The 25,045-nt window shown below is 49.3% G+C and carries 18 protein-coding genes; 15 read left to right on the plus strand and 3 right to left on the minus strand.

Going from position 1 to position 25,045, the window contains the following annotated elements:
- From OEM52_05320 to OEM52_05335, 4 genes are all read left to right on the plus strand, one after another.
- A partial coding sequence (locus tag OEM52_05320; protein MDK9699550.1) for a T9SS type A sorting domain-containing protein occupies positions 1-1,259 on the plus strand: 1,259 nt, incomplete at its 5' end.
- 133 nt (positions 1,260-1,392) lie between these two features.
- Positions 1,393-4,014, plus strand: a complete 2,622-nt coding sequence (locus OEM52_05325; GenBank protein ID MDK9699551.1) for a T9SS type A sorting domain-containing protein — start codon at positions 1,393-1,395, stop codon at positions 4,012-4,014.
- Between the two features lie 282 nt (positions 4,015-4,296).
- On the plus strand, positions 4,297-6,567 hold the full coding sequence (locus OEM52_05330; protein MDK9699552.1) for a T9SS type A sorting domain-containing protein: 2,271 nt from the start codon (positions 4,297-4,299) through the stop codon (positions 6,565-6,567).
- A 379-nt stretch (positions 6,568-6,946) separates the two neighbouring features.
- Positions 6,947-8,785: a bifunctional homocysteine S-methyltransferase/methylenetetrahydrofolate reductase gene (locus tag OEM52_05335; GenBank protein ID MDK9699553.1), complete on the plus strand. Its 1,839-nt coding sequence runs from the start codon at positions 6,947-6,949 to the stop codon at positions 8,783-8,785.
- Between the two features lie 255 nt (positions 8,786-9,040).
- Here the strand turns inward: OEM52_05335 and OEM52_05340 are convergent, their stop codons facing one another.
- From OEM52_05340 to OEM52_05350, 3 genes are read right to left on the minus strand one after another with little or no spacing between them, the layout of a single operon-like run.
- Positions 9,041-9,460, minus strand: a complete 420-nt coding sequence (locus OEM52_05340) for an ATP-binding protein (GenBank protein ID MDK9699554.1) — start codon at positions 9,458-9,460, stop codon at positions 9,041-9,043.
- A complete protein-coding gene (locus OEM52_05345) occupies positions 9,450-10,859 on the minus strand; it encodes a SpoIIE family protein phosphatase (protein MDK9699555.1) in 1,410 nt (469 codons plus the stop codon). Before OEM52_05345 ends, OEM52_05340 begins: the two co-directional genes overlap by 11 nt.
- A gap of 8 nt (positions 10,860-10,867) precedes the next feature.
- Positions 10,868-11,206 (minus strand): STAS domain-containing protein, encoded by a 339-nt coding sequence (locus OEM52_05350; GenBank protein MDK9699556.1) that lies wholly within the window; start codon positions 11,204-11,206, stop codon positions 10,868-10,870.
- Positions 11,207-11,420: 214 nt separating this feature from the next.
- Here OEM52_05350 and OEM52_05355 point away from each other — a divergent pair, with 214 nt between their 5' ends.
- The 11 genes from OEM52_05355 to OEM52_05405 all read left to right on the plus strand — a co-directional run.
- Complete coding sequence (locus OEM52_05355; GenBank protein MDK9699557.1) at positions 11,421-13,262, plus strand: peptidylprolyl isomerase; 1,842 nt, start codon at positions 11,421-11,423, stop codon at positions 13,260-13,262.
- 244 nt (positions 13,263-13,506) lie between these two features.
- Positions 13,507-14,313: a hypothetical protein gene (locus OEM52_05360; GenBank protein MDK9699558.1), complete on the plus strand. Its 807-nt coding sequence runs from the start codon at positions 13,507-13,509 to the stop codon at positions 14,311-14,313.
- Between the two features lie 18 nt (positions 14,314-14,331).
- Entirely contained in the window at positions 14,332-15,618 is a 1,287-nt protein-coding gene (locus OEM52_05365; GenBank protein ID MDK9699559.1) for a peptidylprolyl isomerase, read from the plus strand.
- Between the two features lie 8 nt (positions 15,619-15,626).
- Positions 15,627-16,439, plus strand: coding sequence for a hypothetical protein (locus OEM52_05370; protein ID MDK9699560.1), 813 nt, complete (start codon positions 15,627-15,629; stop codon positions 16,437-16,439).
- 180 nt (positions 16,440-16,619) lie between these two features.
- The gene (locus OEM52_05375; GenBank protein MDK9699561.1) at positions 16,620-18,341 is read left to right on the plus strand and encodes an NAD-dependent malic enzyme; all 1,722 of its coding nucleotides are present in this window, start codon (positions 16,620-16,622) and stop codon (positions 18,339-18,341) included.
- 425 nt (positions 18,342-18,766) lie between these two features.
- Positions 18,767-19,411: a 4Fe-4S dicluster domain-containing protein gene (locus OEM52_05380; GenBank protein MDK9699562.1), complete on the plus strand. Its 645-nt coding sequence runs from the start codon at positions 18,767-18,769 to the stop codon at positions 19,409-19,411.
- Positions 19,412-19,442: 31 nt separating this feature from the next.
- Complete coding sequence (locus tag OEM52_05385; protein ID MDK9699563.1) at positions 19,443-20,342, plus strand: CoB--CoM heterodisulfide reductase iron-sulfur subunit B family protein; 900 nt, start codon at positions 19,443-19,445, stop codon at positions 20,340-20,342.
- Positions 20,339-22,573, plus strand: a complete 2,235-nt coding sequence (locus OEM52_05390) for an FAD-dependent oxidoreductase (GenBank protein ID MDK9699564.1) — start codon at positions 20,339-20,341, stop codon at positions 22,571-22,573. The genes OEM52_05385 and OEM52_05390 overlap by 4 nt, the downstream gene beginning before the upstream one ends.
- Before the next feature lie 422 nt (positions 22,574-22,995).
- Complete coding sequence (locus tag OEM52_05395; protein ID MDK9699565.1) at positions 22,996-23,616, plus strand: 4Fe-4S dicluster domain-containing protein; 621 nt, start codon at positions 22,996-22,998, stop codon at positions 23,614-23,616.
- Positions 23,613-24,509 carry a CoB--CoM heterodisulfide reductase iron-sulfur subunit B family protein gene (locus OEM52_05400; protein MDK9699566.1) on the plus strand — a complete coding sequence of 299 codons (897 nt, stop codon included), beginning with the start codon at positions 23,613-23,615 and terminating at the stop codon, positions 24,507-24,509. The genes OEM52_05395 and OEM52_05400 overlap by 4 nt, the downstream gene beginning before the upstream one ends.
- Before the next feature lies 1 nt (position 24,510).
- Positions 24,511-25,045: pyridine nucleotide-disulfide oxidoreductase (locus OEM52_05405; protein MDK9699567.1), on the plus strand; the 535-nt coding region annotated here is incomplete at its 3' end.

The raw sequence follows: 25,045 nt of genomic DNA on the forward strand, positions 1-25,045 counted from the left end.
CGGTCTACGTTGGCAACAATGGCGGTATTTTCAAGTCAAGCGATGCCGGAGCAACTTGGATTGATAAGAGTGGTGGTGGTCTCTCGATCACACAATTCTACCGTATTGGCGTTTCGGCACAGAATCCGAATATCGTCATCGGCGGTTCGCAGGATAACGGAACGAGCTTCCTCCGCAACAATACGTGGCGTCGGGTCATCGGCGGCGATGGGATGGATTGCCTAATTAATTTTTCCAATTCCAACTACATGTATGGCAATATCCAGAATGGAAACATGCAGCGTTCCTACAATGGCGGATTAACTTGGGTCGATGCGAACAGTGGAGTGGGAGAAGAATCAAGGGCTTGGGCGGCACCATTCGTTATCAATCATCAAAATCCTTCGACGCTCTTTCGTGCAACCACTATGATTTACAAGACGACCAATCATGGTGCGAATTGGTTTGCTATCAGCAGTCAAATTGGTGGAGCATCCCCATTAACTTCGTTAGCGGTTGCTCCCTCGGATAGTAATTACTTGTATTTGAGCAATGGCACCAGTCTTTATCGCACTACCAACAGCGGCGCGAACTGGAATCGCATGACTACTGCCCCGTCCAGTATTTCCCGTATCGCGGTGCATCCAACAAACCCGGAACATCTTTGGCTGACCGTAGAAGGTTACTCTGCTAACAATAAAGTGTTTGTATCAACCAATGCCGGTACGACATGGTCGAATCTCTCGGCAGGTTTACCAAACATTCCGGTAAACTGTGTTGCGGTCCATCCGAATCAACCGTTACAAGTTTACATCGGAACTGACCTTGGGGTGTTTGTATCCAACACTGGCGGTGGCAATTGGATTAACTTCTCGCAAGGCCTTCCCAGTGTTATCGTCGATGATTTGGAGATTCAGTTAGGTGCCGATGTGCTCGTTGCCGGCACCTTTGGTCGCGGAGTTTGGCTATCGCCCTTGGAAGTTTTCAATACGACGGGAGAAGCAAAACCGGAGTTGCCGAACACAGTTCGTATTCACGCTTATCCCAATCCATTCAATCCAGTCACCGATTTGCGGATTACCGTTCCTCAACGCGGTAATTTGCAGCTCGCGATTTACGATAACAATGGTCGGATGGTAAAAGAATTGGCGAATGCAAAACATGAAGTGGGCGTCTATTTTTATCAGTTCGATGCCACTGAACTCAGCAGTGGTATCTACTTCGCCCGGGCATCGATGGAGAATGTTACGATTACTGAGAAATTGTCATTACTAAAGTAGCGCAGACAATCCTGTCTGCGTTGGGTAGGGGATGGCTCCCATGCCCTCCTGCATATATCAGCACAACAATGCGTTGGGTAGGGGAGGGCTCCCATGCTCTCCCACAAACAAAATCATCATACGGGGTGAGAGAATGAAAAAACTATCAGCACTGCTCGCGTTGGTGTTTGCTGTAACACTGACATTTCTCATCACAGCGAATTTTCAAGCAAAGAAACCTGCTCACGAAAAACCTCGGAAGCCTCCGAAAACACTTGCCGAGAAGGAACTTCGAAAATCGCTTGGATTAGGCCCGCTATCCGCGCCGTCCGAGTGGTTTTTCCAACAACGAGCATTTCCTTACAACACCATCGATGAAGCTGTATACCACCGCGAATTGCGGCAAGCGCAGCTTGAGAGACAAACGAACAGCGACGAAATCAATGAAACGTGGGAACTCGCCGGACCGGTGAATGTCGGCGGGCGGATCACGGCGTTGGCTTGGGATCCGCGCAGCAATAACGGACCAATCTATGCCGGAGCTGCATTTGGTGGGGTTTGGAAGAGTGCCGGGACTTGGCCAAACTATTCATGGTCGCAGGTATTCAATAATGCCGGAGGTTGGTCGATTGGCGCGATTGCATTAGCGCCGACCGCACCCGATACAATCTATGTCGGTACCGGTGAAGCGAACAGCGCACAAGATACCTATGGCGGCAATGGGCTCTGGTTTTCCGGGAATGGCGGGATGTCTTGGGAACACCGGGGACTCGATTCCTCCGCATTCATCGGAAAGATCGCCGTTCATCCCCGGGAACCAGCAACACTCTATGCCGCTTGTTTAGGGAAACGCTACGCGACCAATCCTGACCGTGGCCTCTACAAATCCGTCGATGCCGGTGAGACTTGGTCACGAGTGCTGGCGGGAGTTAATGACACCACCGGTTGTATCGATGTCGCCATTGATCCATATCGTCCCGATACGATATACGCTGCGATGTGGCAGCGTATCCGTAACCCCTTTAGTTCTAAATTTTACGGAATCGGTTCGACCCTAAAACGTTCTCCCGATGGCGGACAAACTTGGACAGAAATCCTCCCGCCAACTTTACGAAATCGACCGTGGTGCCGGATTGGCGTTGCAGTATCGAAAGCCCAGCAAGGTCGGTTATTCTGCTCCGTAGTTGATAGTACGTTGGGTCTGCATTCCGTATGGCGCAGCGATAATTATGGTAACACTTGGATTCAGTTAACCAATATTGATCAAACGATTTGTAGTAATTTCGGTTGGTATTTTGGTTACTTGGACGCATCGCCGACTGACCCCAACTACATCGCGGTGCATGGCGTTTACCTTGCTGTTAGTAGAAATCTCGGTTCCAATTGGAGCTACTTCCCTGCTGATTCATTATTCGATGTCCACGTCGATTTTCATGCGCAGGCATTTTCTCCTGATGGGACCCGACAGGTATGGGGAAATGATGGTGGACTTTATTTAGTCCCATCCGATCACTCTTCTGCGACTCATGTCGAATCGATCCCGATCACTCAATACTATGCCATCAGCGCCGACCCCTCGAATCCGAATCGCTTGCTTGGTGGCACGCAGGACAATGGCACGAACTACACTCGCACTGGCAGTTTGAATGATTGGCGGCATATTTATTGGGGTGATGGTTTCTATTGCTTGGTCGATCCCCGCTATGCCGATAGCGTCTATGCTGAGTATCAATACGGGATGTTAGCGAAAGGGAGTCCCTTACTCAATCCTTGGGATTGGCGCAGTGCGCTTGATGGTATCGACGATAGCGACCGCCGGAATTGGTCGACGCCGGTTGTCATGAATCCGCAGAATCCCAATACCCTCTATTATGGTACTTACCGGGTCTACAAAACTACCGATGGCGCACTCAGTTGGATACCCATCTCAGGGGATTTGACGGGTGGACGAATCAATTCCCGTTATCCGTCGATTGCTACCATTGCAGTTTCGCCATTGGATACCGGTATCATCTGGAGTGGTTCCGACAACGGAAAAGTGTATCGTACAATGAATGGGTTAAATTGGTCTGATGTCAGCGTCGGCTTGCCGCAACGTTCAGTTACTCGGATTGTGTGCTCTCCCGATTCGATAGAAATCGCTTACGTCACATTGAGCGGATTCCGATGGTCGGAAGACATCGCTCACGTCTATCGTACCAGTGACTTAGGAGCGACGTGGGTTCCCATCGATGGCAATTTGCCCGATGTTCCGGTCAATGCGATGGTGATCGATCCGTTGAACTCCTCACATCTGTTTATTGGCAATGATATTGGCGTCTATCATTCGACTGATCTCGGTCAAACTTGGACACTAACCGGTGACGGACACCCCTTGGTCTCGGTATACGATTTACATTTCCAACCGACTTCACGAAAACTGATCTCCGGTACCCATGGCTATTCGATGTGGTCGATCGATATCGATTCGGTATTCAATGCCGCTCCCGAACCGATTGCTACACCTCTGACAAAATCATTTTCGTTGGGAAATGCCTATCCCAATCCCTTTAACAGTACTACTTCGATTCGGGTAACGGTATCGCATCCGGAAAACTTTACGGTTGATGTGACAGATATTTTAGGAAGAAGTGTCGAACAATTGCATCGGGGTGTGCTGACAACCGGCTCTCATGTAATTCGCTGGCAACCGCGTGGAATCGCCACCGGCACCTATTGGCTACGAGTCACGAATGGAAAAACCACCTTTCTTCGACGCGCCATCTACTTGAAGTAATTGGAGGTTAGGCACTCTTGCCTGACACTGTCATTGCGAGGAGCGCAGCGACGAAGCAATCTCATCCGGTAGGGCGGCAAAGAAAATGTCCGCCCGTAGTTGGAGGTTAGGCACTCTTGCCTGACACTGTCATTGCGAGGAGCGCAGCGACGAAGCAATCTCATCCAGTAGGGGCGGCACAGAAAATGTCCGCCCGACAGTAGGGGCGTGCCGCGCACGCCCAACTACAATCCCATACGTCGGACATTCCTGTCCGACATGGGAATTGAAAGAGGTATCACGATGAAACGTCTTGGTTGGATACTTCTCCTTTCTCTCACCCTAACCGGAGCGGCAACTGCCACGCCGCGCTGGGGCGACGACTTCGATTGGTTGGGCGACACCCTTGCCATCACCGTACCATTGGGAATGATTGCCTTTGGCGATACCATCGTCTGCCATACGCCAAACAACATGTTTGCCATGCTGCAAACGGACAATCACACATTCCAAAAGCTCTGGCAAATGAACATCCCCCGTGCTGTTGAAATGCCCTATAACAACTACTACTCGACTTCTAATCGGTTCTGTCACATCCTGCGGCGAGGAAACCGGTTTTACTACGGGTGGCCAAAGGCAATGATCGAGTGGAATGGAAACGATGCGCCGGTCTACCGGGGAGCCATCCGAAATGGATTGCAGTTTACTCCAGATACTGCTTTCACCGCAGGGGATTTGTACTCTGGCCAATACTATCGAAGTTACAAACCAGTACAAGTTAATAATATGATTCTGGTCGCTGACCGCATCTTTCGCATCGATTCCCTTACGAATCGTATCGTGTATACCGGCAGTGCAAGAGCGAACGAAGAACAACCCTACAATACCGAATGGGCGGTGCGGTGGCCATACGCCTATGGAGTCACCACCACTCACCATGTAGCAGTAGTAAAACTCGATACCACACCACCTCAAACAGTGCACCGATTCGATACAATATTCCAGCCCGTTTTTTGCAGAATCATTAACGATTCTTTGGTGATAGGGGGAGGGTGGTCAGTATGGTCGTTGGAGAATCCTCGAATTCCACAGTTTGTCGGAAACAATAGTCAGTTTCCTGGAATAGATTATTTGTGGGAGGAACCGGTCGACAGTGTATGGTTCGGATGGCGAGGTCCAAACTTCTATTTGATTTCGTTGGCACAGGGACTACTTGCACCAATGATTGTCGATACTTCCCGTCCATACGGACCGAATGAACATTCAATACCCAGTTGCAACGTCGCAAAGACGAGTTATGGCTGGATCGTGCATTTTGGAAACGTCTGGAGTGAAGAACCGAAATTCGCGCAATTGCGACAGTATCGCGATGCCCAGCATCATCAAAGACTTGACACATTGTGGAATTATCGACAACCAGTAGGCTTCGACTCGATCTACTTTGCTTACTATTACTATCAAGAACATCCCGAAGTACGGTTGGGAAAGGAAGGAAAGGCGATTGTTACGCGCGGAAGGCGAAAAGCGATTTTTGTCGCCGACACCGTAAACGCCCGCCATCATATGCGATGGTTGCCGCAAGGTATCTATCCAATAGCAATCGATGGTGAGCAAGTGTTAGCTTCGGGTAGTATTAACCGACAGTTTCATCTGTTAACGTGGAGTAACAGCAGTTGGCTGGACCAAACATTCCAAGTGCCGGATTCCGTAACGTCATCGGTGGAGTTGTTCCGTTCCAATCTGGTGGTTTTGCAAGGAAACTCCCAGTATCCTTTCCCGGTTTATCGATTCCAAGATGGAGAACTGGTATCAGACGGGGTTCTTTCTTTTCAGCCTATTACAATGCGAGAATCCAGCGCGATTCTGGACATCGGAGACAGTATTCGATGGTACCGAAAACAGGGTGGAGTCTGGCTGCCGCAAAATTGGAGTGTGCCGGGGTCGGGATACGCAATTACACAAGGTGACACCTTCACAACAAGCGGCGGGCAAATCTATGCTCTGCAACGGAATGCCGCTCCGATATTAGTTGTCGACTCGTTTCCATTTGGCATCAATGCAAAATTACTTCAAAGTAAATCCTGTTTTAATCTGCAAGAGCGGCTTGATAGTTATCACGGCATCTATACTCGTTACGACCACACATGGCAGGGGTGGGTAGAACGCGGTACTTTTATGTCTGGAATCCCCTTCCTCTACTATGGTTCGATGTTGTTGACAATGACCCCCGGTGCAATCTCGACCTATCGGATGCCACCGAATAATGCGACACCCGAGTTGATTGGAACGCTACCGTTCGATTTTGCTTTATCCAATCCCTATCCCAATCCTTTTAACTCGACTATCACCTTCCAGGTCGATCTCCCGCGTTCCGCAATGACCGGATACGCCATCTACGATGCTCTTGGTCGAGAAGTCTATGCCAACACCCCAGAACGCCTTTCTCTCGGGTCCTACACCCTTCACTGGAACGGTCTCGACAACAGTGGTATTCCGGCAAGCAGTGGCATCTACTTTATTCAGGTCCGAGCAGGAACCTTCTCCGCCGTCAAGAAAGTTATCATGTTGAAGTAGGGGTCGAAACGCTTCGACCCCACACCGTAGGACAGACACGATGGTCTGCCCCTACCCGAGAAAAAGGGCGGCTGCCAGCCGCCCCTACGGAACGGGTACCGACAGGTCTCCAGACCTGTACAAATTGGAACAGAAAGAGAAAAAACAGGATTGGAATCCTGTAAACACCACTACACCACTCTGTAGGACAGACACTCCTGTCTGTCCATGAAGTAACGCAGACAAGATTGTCCGCGCCACAGAAAAAGGGCGGCTGCCAGCCGCCCCTACGACCCACTATCCCAAAACTCCTTTCTCAAGATGAACTTTCGTATTATCTTTCCCCGACTTATCAAACAAGAAGTTTCAAAGCAATTGGTTGTTACAAATAGGCAGGCACTTGAACCGTTTTCTCGACACGATTGACCGCCGGGTCGTCATCGCCGATGGGGCGCTCGGAACGCAATTCTATGCGCAAGGCATCCCCTTTAGCCGATGCTACGACAGTCTGAATTTGACTGACCCGGTCGCCGTCGAACGGATTCACCGCAGCTATGTGGCGGTAGGTGCCGAACTCATCGAGACGAATACCTTTGGCGCGAATCGTGCCCGGTTAGCACAATTCGGATTATCGCATCGCGTGCAAGAAATCAACCGCCGCGGCGTCGAAATTGCCCGCTGGGTCGCTGGCGCTGATCGGTTTGTCGCCGGATCGATGTCTTCGCTCGGGAAACCGCTCGAGCCAATCGGAAAAATATCGATTCCCCAAGCAATCGAGATTTTCAGGGAACAAGCAGAAGCGTTAATTGAGGGCGGCGTCGACCTCATTCTGCTCGAAACGTTTACCACCTTGCAGGAAGCATTGCTTGCGTTGGAAGGCGCGAAACTCGCTGCCGCTCCTAAGAATATTCCGGTGTGGGTACAAATGTCGTTCACCGACGAAGGTAAAACCTTGGTGGGCGATAAACCGGAAGAGGTTGCGCGCAGACTAACCGAGGCAGGCGCTGACGGGGTCGGTTCCAATTGTTCGATGGGGCCGCAAATTCTGCTTGAAGTGATGGAACGGATGGCGCGCGTTCCGGGTATTCGGCTCTCCTGTTTACCGAACGCCGGTTTGCCGCAAGTGCTCGAAGGGCGTTACGTCTATCTCACCAGTCCGGCATATATGGCGGAATATGCCGACCGTTTTCGCGCATTGGGAGTTTCACTCATCGGCGGGTGTTGCGGTACGACCCCGGAACATATCAAAGAAATTGTGTTGACGGTGGGCGGAAAAACCATCGAGCGGCAATCGATTGGCGAAATCATCCATTTGACCGACATCGACCGCGAACCGGAGCATCTCGTCGAAACGGTTTCCGAACAACGCACCTTCATGGAGCAACTCCGCAGCGATCGCTTTTATGTGTCGGTCGAAATCGATCCGCCGCGCGGCGTCAACAGCGATAAATTGGTACAAGGTGCGCGGCTCTGTAAAGCGGGCGGCGTAGATTGCATCAATGTCGCCGATTCCCCGTTAGCGCGGGCGAGAATGTCGCCGCTCGCACTCTCCCATATCATTCGCGATAATGTCGGCATCGAAATTATTTTGCACATGAGCTGCCGCGACCGCAATGTTCTTGCGACCCAAGCGGAACTGATGGGAGCTCATGCCCTCCAGATACGCAACATCCTTGCTGTGACTGGCGATCCCCCGACGCTTGGCGATTATCCCGATGCGAAAGGAGTCTTCGAACTCGATAGTGTGAGCCTGACGAAACTCATGACCGCATTGAATCATGGCATGGATTTATCGGGACGAAAACTCGATTCCCCCTGTGACTATGCGATTGGCGTCGCCATTAATCCGACCGCGCCTGATCTTGGCGCCGAGTTGGAAAAGTATGTTCGGAAAGTCGAAGCGGGGGCGATGTTTGCGATGACGCAGCCGGTCTATGAACTCGATGCATTAGAGAATTTCTTCGCAAAGTACACAGGAAAAAAACTGCCGGTGATGGTCGGCGTTCTGCCCTTGCGCAACACCAAACACGCTGAATTCATCCACCATGAAGTGCCGGGCATGACCGTTCCGCAGCGAATCCGCGACCGGATGTACCAAGCGGGTGAAGCCGGTCCGAATATGGGAGTGCAAATCGCACAGGAATTTTTACGCGAAGCGAAAACGATGTGTGAAGGGGTGTACCTAATGCCACCTTTCAATAAATTCGAGATGGCAGTCGATATCATTCAAGTTCTGTAGGGTCGATGAATCACGATAGGACAGACACTCTTGTCTGTCCATCGTAGCGCAGACAATCCTGTCTGCGAAATGTATGGAGGTTGGGTAACCCTGCCAACACTGTCGGGCGTGCGCGGCACGCCCCTACTGGAGATTAGGAAATTCTGCCCGACATGTCTTTGCGAGGAGCGTAGCAACGAAGCAAACCCATCTATAGTAGTGGCGTATGGCATACGCCATTTTTTTTGTCTGACAGCGACATTCCTATCGTGATTTTTACGGATCGGCGCGGTCGAATACCAATGTCGTTATAAATCCATCGTCGGCGGTTTCCGTTTGTACGTCGCGACAGAAATGGCGGAGAATCATAAAGCCGCGTCCGCTATCTCGTAAGAGGTTTTCCGGGGAGGTGGGGTCGGGGAGCAGCGATGGATCGAATCCTTTCCCGGCGTCTTTGAAAATGATCTTTAAAAATTCCCGGTGAAACTCGATACGGATGTCAACCGGTAAGTTGGGATCGCCATGATTCCCATGATGAATCGAGTTGTTCGCCGCTTCGGTAACAATCATCCCGAGCGTACCGGTACGGCTGGGCGACATCTCGCAACATCGCGCTGCCTGTTCGGCGAATTCCTCGATTTCCGGTAATCGGTTCGGGTCGGAAGGCATCCGAAGTACCATCGGTTCAGGAAGCATCGCTTACCTCCTTATACACTACCGCAAGCATCGTCAAATCATCGCCGGCATGTAATCCATCCAAATGCCGGTTCACCGCGGTTTTCACCGCTTCCAAAATCGCATCGGCGGAATCAGTGCCGCAAGTATTGATGCATTCGAGCAACCGTTTTTGCCCGAACATAATCCCTTCTTTGTTTTCCGCTTCGGTGACGCCATCGGTATACAATAGGAGAAAATCACCTGGCACAAAAGGAATCGTCGTTTCGGGCCACTGGGCTTCAGGGAACGCGCCAACCGGAACACTCCCAATTGATAACTGCTGAATCGTGCCGTCTTTTTTACGCAAAACTGCCGGGTTGTGGCCGGCATTGGAATACGTTAACTCGTTGCGGGTTGTGTTGATAACACCATAGAACAGTGTGACATATTCGCCCGGTTGCGAAGTGCTGTGCAGGAACATATTTACATGTTTTAAAATTGTTCCAATCGAATAGGTATTCCGCGCCTCAACTCGAAGTGAACCACGCAATCCCGCCATGATTAGCGCTGCTGGAATCCCTTTCCCGGCTACATCGGCAATCGTAATCGCAACATCTTCTTCGGTAAGCGTAAAGAAGTCGTAATAATCGCCACCGACTTGTTCCGATGAGATACTATGACCGTGCAATTCCAATCCGGTGATTGTCTGATCCGGCGGTAGTAGTGAAACCTGAATCCGACGCGCCAGCGCAAGCTCTTCATTCATCCGTTGTTGGTGCATCAGCCGCCGGTACATCTGCGCCCGTTCGATGGCAACTGCTGCATTAGCCGCCAGCGTCGATAACAGTTCGGCATCGTCATCGGCGTAGGCAAACAGATTGTTCGATTCGAGATTGAATACGCCGATTACTTCTCCTGTAACGGGAGAGAACATCGGCACAGCCAATTCACTGCGGGTGCCGTTACGTGCGGAGATGTAATGAGGATCGGTACTGACGTCGCCGATGATTGCCGTTCTGCCGTTAGTAACGACGTTTCCGACCACCCCTTCGCCGACTTTTTGATGAACTAATTGATAGGAGTCGCGACGATAACCGCGAAGATACTCGGCGGCGATATGCTTGCCATCCCCTTCCACAAGAAAAACACCGGCGGCGTCGAAGGGAAGGATACGTGCCAAGCCGTCAATGATTTGAGCTAAAATGTCTTCGAGAGCAATCGCTTTTGAGAGGGAAATTGCCACTTCGGACAACAGCTCGTTATGCTTCCGTTCCCATTCGGCTTGCGTCCAAGCGACCAACGCCTTTTGCAGCCCATCCAACAAGGTGGATGCCTGTTCGCAGTTGCCGCTCCGTACCAATTGCTCGACCGTTTCGAGGCGGTACTGGATTCGCTTCTGCAGCGCTTGTTCTTCGTTCGTTCGGAACGGACGTCGCATCGGAAACGTTACACCTTTGTCAAGGCTTCTTCGATACTCGCAACCGAATCGAAGACGCTGCTCAACTTGGTAATAACCAGTAGCGACTCAATCTTATCGGTCACCCGTGCCAGATAAAGCGAACCGCCGGCATTACGAATCGAAGAAAGTCCGCCGATTAACAGACCAAGACCGGAAGAATTCATCCACTCGACTTCACCCAAGTCGATAACGAATTTCTTTTTCCCGGCTGCGATTTGGTTTTTCAGCTCTTCGGTGACTTCGGCGGATTCTGGGCCGCCCATCAGTTTCCCTTTGAGTCGTAACACTACAACTTCACCAAAAATGTCGGTTTTATGCTTTGTCATGGGTTGCCTCCTTGTAAACCAATAAAGTAACCGTTTGTTCATAGCGATGCAACGTATTTGCTCGTTTCGGAACCCTGCCGTATTTTTACCGGTTAGACTTCTAAGTAGGGAATTGATAAATTCCCGTAGTTATCACGTAATACGGCAGATAGGGATAGTTCAGTAACAATCTGTCGGCCATAAGAAAATTGTTCCGCTACAACGGGAGGATCGCTTGAGTACGATTCGATGGAATGCTATGAAAACGTTCGCGATATTCGCATTGGCGCTCGTGATTGCGCTGACTGGTTGTAAGAAAGATCCGGTGGTTGCCGAGGTTGGATCGAAGAAAATACGCTCAAACGATTTGAAAATCGAAATGTTGCGCCGCACTCGCACCATCGATAATGCTGTGAAGCAACCGGTAGAAATGCGCTTCGAAGCTCTCGACAATATGATCGACCGTGAGCTGAAACTGATGGACGCCCACGAAAAGAAAATCGAAGAACGTCCGGAAGTCGCAAAAATCTTCAAACAGCAACTGATGCGCGCCGGTCAGCAAGAGCTATACAACGTCGAAGTTCGCGATAAGATTATTAAGACCAGCACTGCAAAAGACTTCTGGAAACACCTTGACATGGAAGTGAAAGCAAGCCATATCTTGATCCAGTCGCCTGAAAGCGCCGATGCCAGTGCAAAAGCGATGGCAAAAGCCCGCATTGATTCCATTTATAAAGCGGTTACCCAGCCCAATGCCGATTTCGCCGCGATTGCAACTGCTACAACACAGGATATGTCGTCGCGTGATGGGGACTTAGGTTACTTCAAATGGGGTACCATGGTCGATGAGTTTCAATCAGTCGCATGGAAACTCGATCCCGGGAAGATTTCAAAGCCATTCCAAACCAGTTACGGTTGGCATATCGTTAAGGTAGTTGATCGTCGGAAAGTGGATCGTAAACCATTCGATGAGATGAAAGACGAGATCATGCGCACTCTGAGCAAAGTCCATCGCAAAGAGTTGACCGAACGCGCACAAGCTTTTATCAAAGATCTCAACAATAAATACAAGGTGGAAGAGCAACGTTCCAACATCGCGATGATTGCGGCAAAGCTTGGACCATCGAACACCATTGACGTCGATCCGTTTGCTACACTGACCGATGCCGATAAAAACCTGCCACTCATAACGTTTAAACCGGGTAAAGAAAACTGGGGCGTGATTACCGAGAAGAACTACTACAAAGAAGGCAAGTTTACCATTCAAGCGTTAATGGACAAGTTTGCTGAAGCAGGTCGACCGGGTCCAATTCCTGATTCGGCAGCGCTTGCCGGATATGGTCGGGATGTTGTAGGTGAATGGTTGTTAAACGACTACATCATGAAAAATGGATACACCAAGGATAAGAAGGTGCTTGACCGAGCCCAACGCGAAAGTGAAGTACATATCCTATCCCGTCTTGATGCCGAAGTTGTTGGTGACCGCGTGAACCATCCCACCGACGCCGATTTGCAAAATTTCATGAATGAAAATCCGGCGCGCTGGATGACCCAACCACAAGTCGATATGGTCGAAGTTCTGTTTATCGATCCGAAAGCTGCTGAGAACTTTGCGGCAGCAGCGAAAAAACGGGGTAAGATTACCCTTGCTGAAGCAAAACGGTTGACCAAACGCGCTGCTGCCAAGGGCAAAGAAGGCATCTTGGAAAAAGTAACGCCTTCGATGCACGACGCAATTGGAGCAACTTCTGCGAATGCCAAAGTCGGTGAAATCGTCGGGCCGGTTGGTGTACCGCCCAATTGGAGCGTTTATCAAGTTACCAAGCGGATCGAACCCCATCCATTGACTTTGGAAGCCGGTCGTCAACAAATCGAGCAATCCTATCGCACCGAAGTAGGCAAACGAGTCCGCGCCGAATGGATGAAGGGCTTACGTGAAAAGTGGAAGGTGACAGTATTCGAGCAGCCGGTGAAGAATCTATACGTAGGCGTGAAGGTTGACGAGTCGAAACCGAAGTCGGAGAATTCGCGACTGAGTGATCCGAAACGGATGGATCAAATCCATAAAGACAAATAGAGTAAAGTCAATTTGTGCTCGACGCACTGGAGACTTTTTTCTTGTCTTTGCAAGGAATCCGCCGGACGATGGATGACGAAGCAATCTCGCTCAGTAATAGTATCGCCATATCATAAAAACAGGAAAACCCATCAAACCGTTTGTATCGATTCTTTGGTTAGTACTCATCGTTGCTGGATGTTCCCGTCCAGCAAACGATCGGTTGCTTGCTCAAGTCGGGAATGCGAAGTTATGGGAGTCGCAGGTGAAGCAATGGCTCCCATCATCGCAATCTACCATGTCGGCACAAGAGTTAACCGATGCAACGAAACGTTGGATTCAGCATCAATTGTTGTTACAAGAAGCGCGACGGCTTGATTTGAATGAAGAACCGGGACACGTTGCCGCGATGGCACGGTTGGAAGAGCAACTCCTAATTTCAACTCTCCGCGATTCGGTTATAAAAGTACCACAGCCAACCGAGGAAGAATTACGTACCTTCTATCAGAAGAATGCGAATCGTTGGTACACCAAATCGACCGAAGTCCGAGGGTGGATTTGGCTCGGAACCGACGAACAGGATATTTCTTCAAGATGGCGGCAAACCCGAACCGGAGCCGCTCCGTTAGGTGGAAAAGAGTTCGATTGGGTGTCCATAAATCAGTTAGGTCCCTTAGGTGAAGACTTAACCCGCATCAATACCGGAATGTTTACCCAACCGGAAAAGTGGGGAAAACAATGGGCATTCGTACAACTTCTCGACCGAAGACCAGTCGGGAGTTTGAAACCGTTGACCGAAGTTAAAGAGATTGTCAAGCAATCCTACTTGGTGGAACAGCGCTCGCAACTATTGGATTCACTACTGTTTGCTTTGAGAAGTAAGTGGACGAAGAAGGAAAAGTATTTTCTCGCCGAAATAAAAGATACGGTGTCAACCAAATCACCGGAACCAGCGCAAACACCCATCGGTAGAATACAAGAGTCTGTTGTACCTATCCCCCCCGCGGGAGATAATGATCGTTCCATCGAAGACCTCTTTCTCGATATCGAGAAAAGCGAAAAGAAAAAATAAATTTCCGATAGGAAACCCGTGAAAAAACTGATTACGATAGCGGCACTCTTCTTTACGATTACCACCATTGGTTTTGCCGCCGAAGAGATTATCGATCAAGTCGTGGCGCAAGTGGGCGATGAACCGGTACTCGAAACCGAACTGATCCAAGCGGCATATCTCGAAGCGCAGAATGCCGGAATCGACATCATGAGCGACGAATCGAAGCTCGATTCGCTCAAACGCAATGTGCTTAAAACGATTGTCGATTTTCGGATTCTGTTGGAAGCCGCCAAAAAAGATACATCGATCAAAGTCACCGAGAGCGAGACGAAAGCGCAAGCTGACGACGACTATCAAAAGTTGTTACGGCAAGCCGGCAGCGAAACAGCATTAGCTGAGCGGTTTGGATCGACCACTCGTAAAATCCGAAAGAATATTGAGGATAATGCCCGCAATACGATGCTTGTGCAGCGCTATACCGAAGCACATTTGCAGAACATTCGGGTATCGAAAGCCGATATCGAAAGATTCTGGGCAGAACATAAATCTGAATTCAACAAGATCCCTGCATCAGTACGTTTAGCAAACATCTTGATTTCGGTGAAACCGGCGGATGTCGCGCGTAATGCTGCTCTCCATCGCGCCGATTCCTTGGTGAAAATCGCTCGCAGCGGTGTTGAATTTGCAAAGTTAGCCAAAGAAACTTCCAGTGATTCACTGTCAGCACAATCAGGCGGCGATTTAGGTGAAGCATCCCGCGGAACATTCTTACCCGAATTTGAAGCAGCATCGTTCCGGTTGACCGAAGGGGAAATCAGTGATCCTGTTGAAACATTGTATGGATTTCACATCATTCAATTGCACAGCAAGCGTGGCGATAAATTTCATGTCTCACACATCTTGGTTTCTTTGCAACCCACCTCCGTCGATATTGCAGCCGCGAAACAACTATCAAGCGACATCGCTGAGCAGTTAAAGAGTGGTGCTGCCTTTGATAGCTTAGCGAAAGCGCTTTCACACGATGTGGAAACCGGTAGCAAAGGCGGCGATATGGGATGGTTTGAGGCATCGCGAATTCCCGCCCAGTTTGCCGACCGGGTAAAGAAATTGAAAGGTGGGGAGTGGACGGGTCCCTTTGATTATCGCGGAGGTTGGCATTTCTTGAAAGTGGTAGAACGTCGTGACGAACGGATGCCGGATTTGCTACTCGATTGGGATCGAATAGAGCGCTTGACGCAGGCGAATGCCCGCGCTGACCGCTATCGTAGATTGGTTGACGAAATCCGTACCACTGTCTTTGTGAAGTATTTAAATCAGCCGTGAGGTGCCATTTGAAACCACTAAACCAGACATCTTCTGTCAATCAATTCGCCACCTTGTTAGTGTTGATACTCATGATGGCGCTTGTTAGTACAATAGCTTTCGCCGAAGAACCCGACCTCTTTGCCGATGATGAGTGGGATAAACCGATGGGACACCCCGGTTTCTTTGCTGGTGGCGGGTTTTTGGCAACAACGATGTCACCTGATTTGTCGAACATTAACGCAGAGTTGAAAAAAGCCGGCATGCCCAACCTTGCCAGTACGTTCGTTTGTTACGGAGGAAACGGTTTCGGTACAATCAAAAATTTCCGGATTGGTGGTTTCGGTTTTGGCGGAGCGACATCCAGTGTTGCGACGGTTCCCGATACCAATGCATCGGGAGCTGCAATCTCATTAAACAAGAAAGCGGAATTCTCGATTGGCAGCGGTGGCATTATTACTGGATATCGTATTACTCTCCCAAACTCATTTGAGTTGGAACCGTCCCTCTGGTTAGGAATTGCCACTATGACACTCAACGTCGTGCAATCGAGTGGTGATCCAGAATGGAATGCGATGTGGAATGGTATGCAGAATTATTCCAGCAGCACTACCAGCGATTACCATCAGATATCGATGAATAGTATTTACTTCTACGCCCAACCTGGAGTGTTCATCCGTTACTACTTCAAACCATGGGCAGCCGTTGCACTGGGGGGACAATACTCCGTTCCGGTTACTCAACCAGACGATTGGAGTTTCTGGGGTAAAAAAATAACGAATGCAAAGTCGGTAAATGCTGCAGCGCCAAGCTTCACATTCCAATTTTCGCTTGGGATGTAACTTTATTGTTTCTTTTGTTGGGAAGGGCGGAACAGAGTTCCGCCTTTTTGGTAAAACCGGTTTAACATGAATGAAAACCCCTACTGAATAAGCCTATCCGGGAAGTCGCTATCTTTTATCTACTTCCTTTAATACATTATAAGATTCGTTACTGTATGTTACTTTTTAGGAAATCTCCACATGAAACGCTTTGAAATGCGCATCGACCCCCTCACTCAGGAAGTCTACTACGCGGTTCCCCACTACGGTTATCAGTTAATGAACGATCCACTTCTAAACAAAGGAAACGCGTTCACACTTGCCGAGCGGGAAGAATTTCAATTATCTGGCTTAACCGCCGAAGTCGTTGGTTCGTTGGAATCGCAGTTGGAACGTGCCTATGGCAACTACTCGATGAAAACGACCGATATGGAACGCTATATCACGTTGATGGGTCTCCTCGACCGCAATGAGACTTTGTTCTATTCCTTACTTACCCGCCACATAACCGAGATGCTCCCGATTGTTTACACCCCGACTGTCGGGCAAGCTTGTCTCAATATGTCGCACATTATTCGCCGCTATCGCGGAATCTATGTGTCGCAATCCAATGTGAATCACATCGAGCAAGTGTTGCGTAACGTTGGATTACCCGACATCTCGTTAATCGTAGTAACCGACGGCGAACGGATTCTCGGGTATGGCGATTTAGGTGTCGATGGTATGCCGATTCCGATTGGCAAGCTTGCCTTGTATGTCGCCGCTGCCGGTATTCACCCTGCCGCAACATTGCCGGTCGTGCTTGATGTGGGAACCAACAACGAACGCTTGTTGAACGACCCCTTATACATCGGCGTCCAGAAATCCCGATTACCCAGAGATGCCTATTTGGAATTGGTCGAACGATTTGTTCAAGGCATCAAACGGGTGTTCCCCCGCGCGCTGTTGCAATGGGAAGATTTCGGCAAGCAGAATGCCTTCACACTGCTAAGTAAATACAATTCCCGGATTCCCAGTTTCAACGACGACATTCAAGGCACTGGCGCAACTGCCTCTGCCGCTCTCATGACGGCGAAAAAAATTACTGGTAAGCCATTATCACAAGAGCGTATCGCAATTCTTGGTTTTGGACAAGCCGGCAGCGGTGTTGCCAATGCGTTAGTTACTCAGATGACGATGGAAGAGGGAATCTCTATTACCGAAGCGCGCCGCCGCATATTTGCGATGGATATGCCCGGTTTACTCCTCGAGGGTATGCAAGTAGAACCCCACCAACAGCCGTTCCTGCAGCCACGGGAAGCGGTCGCCGGGTGGTCAGCCGACGCCAATCGAGCTCCGAATCTCCGGGAAGTGGTCGAACATGGGAAGATCACAATTTTAATTGGGTTGTCTGCTCAAGCGGGTGTTTTCGATGAGTCAATGTTACACTTAGTTTCTGCCAATACCGAGCGACCGATTATTTTTGCTTTATCGAATCCAACATCTTGCTCCGAAGCGACGCCCAATGAGATAATTCCAGCATCGAATGGCCGAGCGATAATGGCGTTTGGTAGCCCGTTCGCTCCTTACAAACATACCAATGGAAAAGAGTACGTCGGTTCGCAATGCAACAACTTGTATGTATTCCCGGGTGTTGGTCTCGGAGCAATCGTCAGTCAATCGAGTCGGGTGACTCACAGTATGTTCCATGCTGCAAGTAAAGCAGTATCATCGATGGTAACACCCGATCTACGAGCAGCCGGATTACTATTACCACCGCTAAAGGACATCCGTAGAATCTCGTTTGAAGTGGGGTTAGCGGTGGCGAAACAAGCCCGGGAAGAGGGAATTGGATTGGCGGAATCCGACGACCGGTTATCCCAACTAATTCGTGACGCTATGTGGGTACCACATTATTACCCGTACCGCCACCACCGCGAGTAAGAACTTCCGAAGAGTGAACTGAGAGCGGGATGATTACTGTCCCGCTCTTTTTTTAACGAACAATGTAATTCTTTGTTACTGCAAGTTATATCTATCGTAACATCCGATTGATAGTAATTTCGAAGTTCTTCTTTTCTCGCGAAAACGGCAAAAAAAATTCAATTTTCACATAATTCAGTTGCATTCTTAGAAAACCGTATCATACTTTCCTTGTGAAATATTTCCCTTCCTTCTTGTGAACGAAATCACATGACGGCAATTCTGTCCGGACGTTCACAAATTTCCTTTGTAAGTAAGTCTATTTGTTGTAGTAGTAGTGCAAGTCACGCGATTTCCTAAGAAACCTCGTTGTATGCTCTATTGTGTCAACTCCCACGTAGTTACCCGGTTTGTTCAAGCACCCATTGTGGAGAAAGTGAATCAAAATGGTCTGGAAAGGCTGGAGTAATATCAAGTACTCGGATAAGTTCGATTCCGTGTTCACCGCGAAAATGTGGAAAGGCTGGAAGAAAGCGAAATTTGAGGAAGAACTCGATCCCAATTTTGCCGAAAAGATCGCACAAATGCCGGGTTGTGACCGTATCTACAACTGCATCCAATGCGGCACCTGCAGTGGTACTTGTCCGATGAGTGTGTATATGGAATACGCACCCCGGAAAATCATTGGCATGATTCGAGCTGGCTTTAAAGGAGAGGTGCTAAGCAGCTATACCACTTGGTTATGCGCCTCTTGTTATTCGTGTACTGCACGTTGTCCAAAGGGCATCAAAATCACCGATGTGATGTATGCGCTAAAGCGATTTGCGATCAAAGAAAAAATGGCTCCATCCAAACTTCCGATACCAGTTCTCGCCAACGAATTCTTTGAGACTGTCCAAAAATACGGCAGGAACAACGAAGGAATGGTCGTGATGAAGATGTATTTCAAGACCAATCCAACTTTGCCGATTCGGAATTTGATCATGGGAATAAAGCTCTTCATACGCGGCCGGATGGATGTTATTCAGGACAAAATCGTCAACCGCGCACAGCTTCATAAAATCCTCAAATCAGTCGGTTCAGGACATTGATCGAAGGGCTCTTCACATCTTGGGAGGTCGGATGAGTTACTTGTATTACCCCGGTTGTTGCTGTTCGATGAAAGCGACCGGAAAAGCCTACGAAGAATCGCTCCAAGCGGTGTTTAACGAATTGAATGTTGCTCGTGAGGAGTTGAAAGATTGGAATTGTTGCGGTGCGACGATGTATATGGCGATCGATGAAATGCAAGCCTTCGGCATGGCGTCGCGTAATCTCGCTCTCGCAGAGAAACAAGCCACCGATGGCGATCCGCAAATTGTTGCTCCTTGTAGTGCCTGCTATCTCGTTATGAACAAAACAAAGAAGTACATGGACGAGTATCCCGACATCGGGAAACCGATCAATGCAGCATTAAAAGACGCAGGGCTTGAGTTCAAAGGAACGACAAAAGTTCGTCACCCCTTGGATATTATTGTCAATGACATCGGTCTTGACAAAGTACGCGCATTGGTGAAGAAACCGTTGGATGGATTACGGGTTGCCAGTTACTACGGTTGTCTGATGGTACGTCCCTACTCTGAGTTTGACGATGCCAGTCACCCGACGACTATGGACAATCTGGTTGAAGCATTAGGTGGTGAACCGGTGAATTGGCCGCTTAAAACCCGTTGTTGTGGCGGCTCTATGACTGGTACGGTCGAAGGAGTGGGACTGCGATTGAGTTATCTCCTATTAAATGAAGCGCAGCGCCGTGGCGCCGATGTAATGATTACCGCGTGTCCTTTCTGCCAAACTAATCTGGAGTGTTTTCAAAAACGGATCGATCGAAGTGTCGGTGGAATTACACAAATGCCGATTCTATTCTTTACCCAACTCATGGGTTCAGCATTTGGTATCTCGGATCGAAAATTAGGATTTCATCGGTTATTTGTTCCCTTCAATCGCGATAAAATCCGACATCACGCGGAGGCAGCGAAATGAGTGCCAATGGAAACGGTTCTGCCGAAATCCCGAAAATCGGCGTGTACATCTGCCATTGCGGAATCAACATCGCCTCCAAAGTAAACATCGCTGAGGTAGTTGAATTTGCTGCGAAACTCCCCAACGTTACCGTCTCGACCGAATATAAATTCATGTGTTCCGATCCCGGCCAGGAGCTCATTCAAAAAGATCTCCAATCGGGAAAAGTAAATCGGGTGATTGTCGCATCTTGTTCTCCACTCATGCATGAAGCGACTTTCCGCCGAGCAGTAAGCGGAGCGGGGAGTAACCCGTTCTTCTTTCAAATGGCAAACATTCGCGAACATGTCAGTTGGGTCAGTGCCGACAAAGAACTCGCTACCGAAAAAGCGAAAGCATTGGTGGCAGGATCGGTGCATCGCGTAGCAAAACACTATGCTCTAACAAAATCGCGTTTTCCCGTTCATCCCGATGTATTGGTAGTCGGAGCAGGTATCGCGGGAATTCACGCTGCCCTTACCCTCGCCGATGCTGGAAAGAAAGTGTACCTCGTCGAGCGGGAACCAACCATTGGCGGACACATGGCGAAGTTCGACAAAACTTTTCCGACCCTTGATTGTGCCGCCTGTATTCTCACCCCGAAAATGTCGCAAGTGCGTTCCCATCCCAACATCACAACTTGGAGTTACTCCGAAGTCGAGAAGATCGATGGCTATGTCGGAAACTTTACCATACGAGTGAAACACAAGCCGCGTTATGTTATCGAAGGAAATTGCATTGGCTGTAAAGCTTGTGTCGACGCTTGTATCGGTCCTGAAGCTTTCGACGACGAATTCAACGAGAAGATGAGTAAGCGAAAACCGATTTTCATGCCGTTCCCGCAAGCAACTCCTTCCATCGTGTTAATCGATTCTGAAAGCTGTTACTACTTTAACGAGGGGAGTTGTCCGCCGGCACGGTTCTCTACAAATGGACACCAAAGCGAAAAAGTCCAATCACTAATTGATGCCGGGAAGAAGGCCTTCGAGCAAGGCGAGTACGATGACGCTATCGCTACTCTGCAAAAAGCGATTCAAATCGAGCCGGACGATCCCAATGCGAATTACTACTTTGCTTTAGCATTGATGAAACAGAGTCGCAACGACGAAGCAAACGATGCGATTCGGAAAGCGGTCATCCGCGAGAAGTGCGTACAAGCTTGTCCGAAAGGTGCAATCGACTTACTGCAGGAACCCACCTATGAAGAGGTAAAAGCGGGAGCGGTAATTCTTGCTACTGGATTCAAAACCTTTGATGCGAAACGTTCGCCACAATTCGGTTACGGAATTTATGAGAATGTTTTTACATCACTCGAAATCGAACGAATGGTAAACGCATCTGGTCCTACTGGTGGAGAGGTTGTACTGCGCGATAAAGTGACAATTCCCCGCAGAGTAGGGATTCTACATTGTGTCGGTAGTCGTGATGAGCTGACCAACAAACATTGCTCACGGGTATGTTGTATGTACTCGTTAAAACTCGCGCACCTGGTCAAAGAGCGCACTGGCGCAGAGGTGTACAATTTATACATCGATATGCGAACCCCCGGAAAAGGGTATGAGGAGTTTTACGACAAACTGCTCCATGAAAATGTGCACTTCATTCGCGGCCGCGCCGCCGAAGTTTCCGATTGGGCGGTTACCAACGAGGAAGAGAATAAACTGGTGATCCGGGTTGAGGATACACTACTTGGCATGGTGCGTCGAATTGCCGTCGATATGGTAATTCTTTCGGTTGGTCTCGAACCGCAGAAAGATGCTGATGATGTTCGTCGTCTCTTCAACATCAGTTGCAGTAAAGAGGGGTGGTTCCTTGAACGGCATCCGAAACTTGCACCAGTCTCCACATTCACCGATGGAATTTTCTTAGCGGGCGCTTGTCAAGGACCAAAGGACATCCCGGATACCGTTGCCCAAGCTGGTGCCGCAGCTGCCGAAGCGCTGATCTTGATTGACCGCGGTTATGTCGAGATGGAACCGAATACCGCCTTTATCGTCGAGGAACACTGCTCGGGTTGTCAAATCTGCGTCGGGCTATGTCCGTATTCGGCAATTTCATTCGATAAAACTAAGAAATCGTCGGCGGTAAATCCTGCTCTGTGTAAAGGGTGTGGAACTTGTGTAGCCTCTTGTCCATCAGCCGCCGCTCAGCAAAATCTCTTCACTGATGAACAAATCTTCGAAGAAATTGACGGGGTACTAAACTACCTCTAACAAAGTGAGACGAAACAGGCAGTCATTAACAAAGGAAGGGAGAAGAGCATAACGATTGTTTCTATTAGTGAAAAATATACCAACGTAGTTCTGTCGGATTATCGCTAATAGAGTTTGAAACCAATTCCTGGTTTTCACTTTGAATTCCTTGTAGTTGTGATAAACAGCTTAGGCAATATCCTTGATGGATGCGGGTTTGAAACAAAGGTAGTATTTGGCAAATTTGCCCCTGAGAACGTGTTGTAATATCTTTCAACTCGAAGCCGTCAGCAACTATAAGTGAAATCTTTCACGTAATCGGTTTGGAACGCGACATCGGCGGCTTCTACCGCTTCAGTTCATCGGAAGTACCTCGTTACCACTGCTGAGCATGTCGTTACCCAAGCCTATAGTTGTTCCTCGTGCAGGAAGAAAGTGAAATAATGGAGTGGAAAGGTTGGAAGAAGGTTAAGTACCAAGCGCAGCTATCGCCTTCTTTCGCTACGGATATCGCTGCTTTACCGGGGGGTGAAAAAATATTTAGCTGTATTCAATGCGGCAATTGCAGTGCGCTTTGCCCACTGAGTACATACATGGAGTATTCACCGCGGCGGATTATCGGTATGATTCGCGCGGGGTTTAAGGGGGAAGTCCTTACCAGTTATTCGACATGGCTCTGTGCATCCTGTTTCGCTTGTACGGTCGAGTGTCCGAAAGAAATAAAAATCACCGACATCATGTACGCCGTGAAGCAACAAGCGATTCGCGAGCATGTCTACAAGAAGCGATTTGCAATTCCGGTGTTAGCTCGTGAGTTTTATAATCAAGTATTGCAATACGGTAGGACGACGGAAGGATTGTTGGTGTTGAAAGAAGGGATGAAAACCAATCCCTTTGGCATGATCAAGTTCACTAGCTTGGGATTGCGGCTCCTTTTCACCGGACGGCTCAGTTTCAAATTGGAGCGGTTGAAGTCGTTGCCAGGTGGTAAGGGCGATTTAAATACAATCATGAAAGCGTTAGACAAACCGCCGGTTACTAACGCTACGGGGAGGGTAGCGTGAACTATCACTATTTCCCCGGATGTTCTTTGAAAGGAACCGGTCGCGTTTATGAAGAATCGGTACTCGCGGTATTCAAAGCGTTGCAAGTGCCGGTCCATGAAATCGAGAATTGGAACTGCTGCGGGGCAACGGCGTATATGTCGGTCGATGAAACCCGCGCCTTCGCATTAGCTGCCCGCAACATGGCACTCTGCGAAGAGCAAAGCGCCGGGGAACCGCATCCTCCGCAGCTGATGGCGCCATGCAATGCTTGTTACCTCGTACTCAAAAAAGCCCAGCATTATATGCGGGAGTATCCCGCGCATGGCGAGCGAATTGTGAACGCTTTGGCCGCTGCGCAAATGGAATACAAAGACTCCGTGCAGATTCGCCATCCGCTGGATGTACTGGTCAACGATATCGGACTCGAAGAAATCAAAAAGCGGGTCAAGAAATCCCTCAAAGGATTGAAAATCGCCTGCTATTATGGCTGTCAGATTGTCCGTCCCTACGCCGATTTCGACGACCAATACTTTCCGATGACGATGGATCATCTCATGCGTGCCCTTGGCGCTGAAACCATCGATTGGGAATTGAAAGCTCGGTGTTGCGGCGGTTCGCTAACCGGAACCATCCGTGAAGTAGGCATGCGGCTTAGCTACATCATCCTGAAAGATGCCAAACGATTAGGCGCAGATATTATCGTCACCGCCTGTCCACTATGCCAGTTTAATCTCGAGTGTTTTCAGGACACGATGAAGAGCGAATTCAAAGAAGACGCGAAAATCGAGGTGGCATATTTCACACAATTGGTAGGACACGCTTTGGGAATCCCCGACCGTGAATTGGGTATGCAGCGGTTATTCGTGCCGTTGAACACCCTCAAGAAAACCATGGCACCGGTGGAGGCGTGAGATGAATACCAATGGAAACGGCAACGGGAAACATCCCGAGCAGATTAAAATTGGTGTCTACGTATGCCATTGCGGCATTAACATCGCCTCGAAAGTAAATATTGAGGAAGTGGTCGAATTTGCAAAGACCCTTCCGAACGTTACGGTAGCCACCGAATACAAATTCATGTGTTCCGATCCCGGGCAGGAGTTAATCCAGAAGGATTTGCAGTCGGGAAAAATCAATCGCGTGGTTGTTGCCTCCTGTTCGCCGCTCATGCATGAAGCGACGTTCCAGCGGGCAACCGCCGCTGGGGATGCCAATCCCTATTTCTTTCAAATGGCGAATATTCGCGAACATGTGAGTTGGGTTTCTTCGGAGAAAATCGGCGCTACCCGCAAAGCGAAAGCGTTGGTCGCCGGAGCGGTGAGACGTGTCGCGTTTCACACTTCGCTCGAAAAAACTCATGTTCCCGTCAATCCGAACGTGTTGGTAGTCGGTGGCGGCATCGCCGGGATTCATGCCGCATTGCGGCTCGCCGACGCAGGTAAGAAAC

The sequence above is a fragment of the bacterium genome, assembly GCA_030247525.1.
Lineage (GTDB): Bacteria > Electryoneota > JAOADG01 > JAOADG01 > JAOADG01 > JAOTSC01.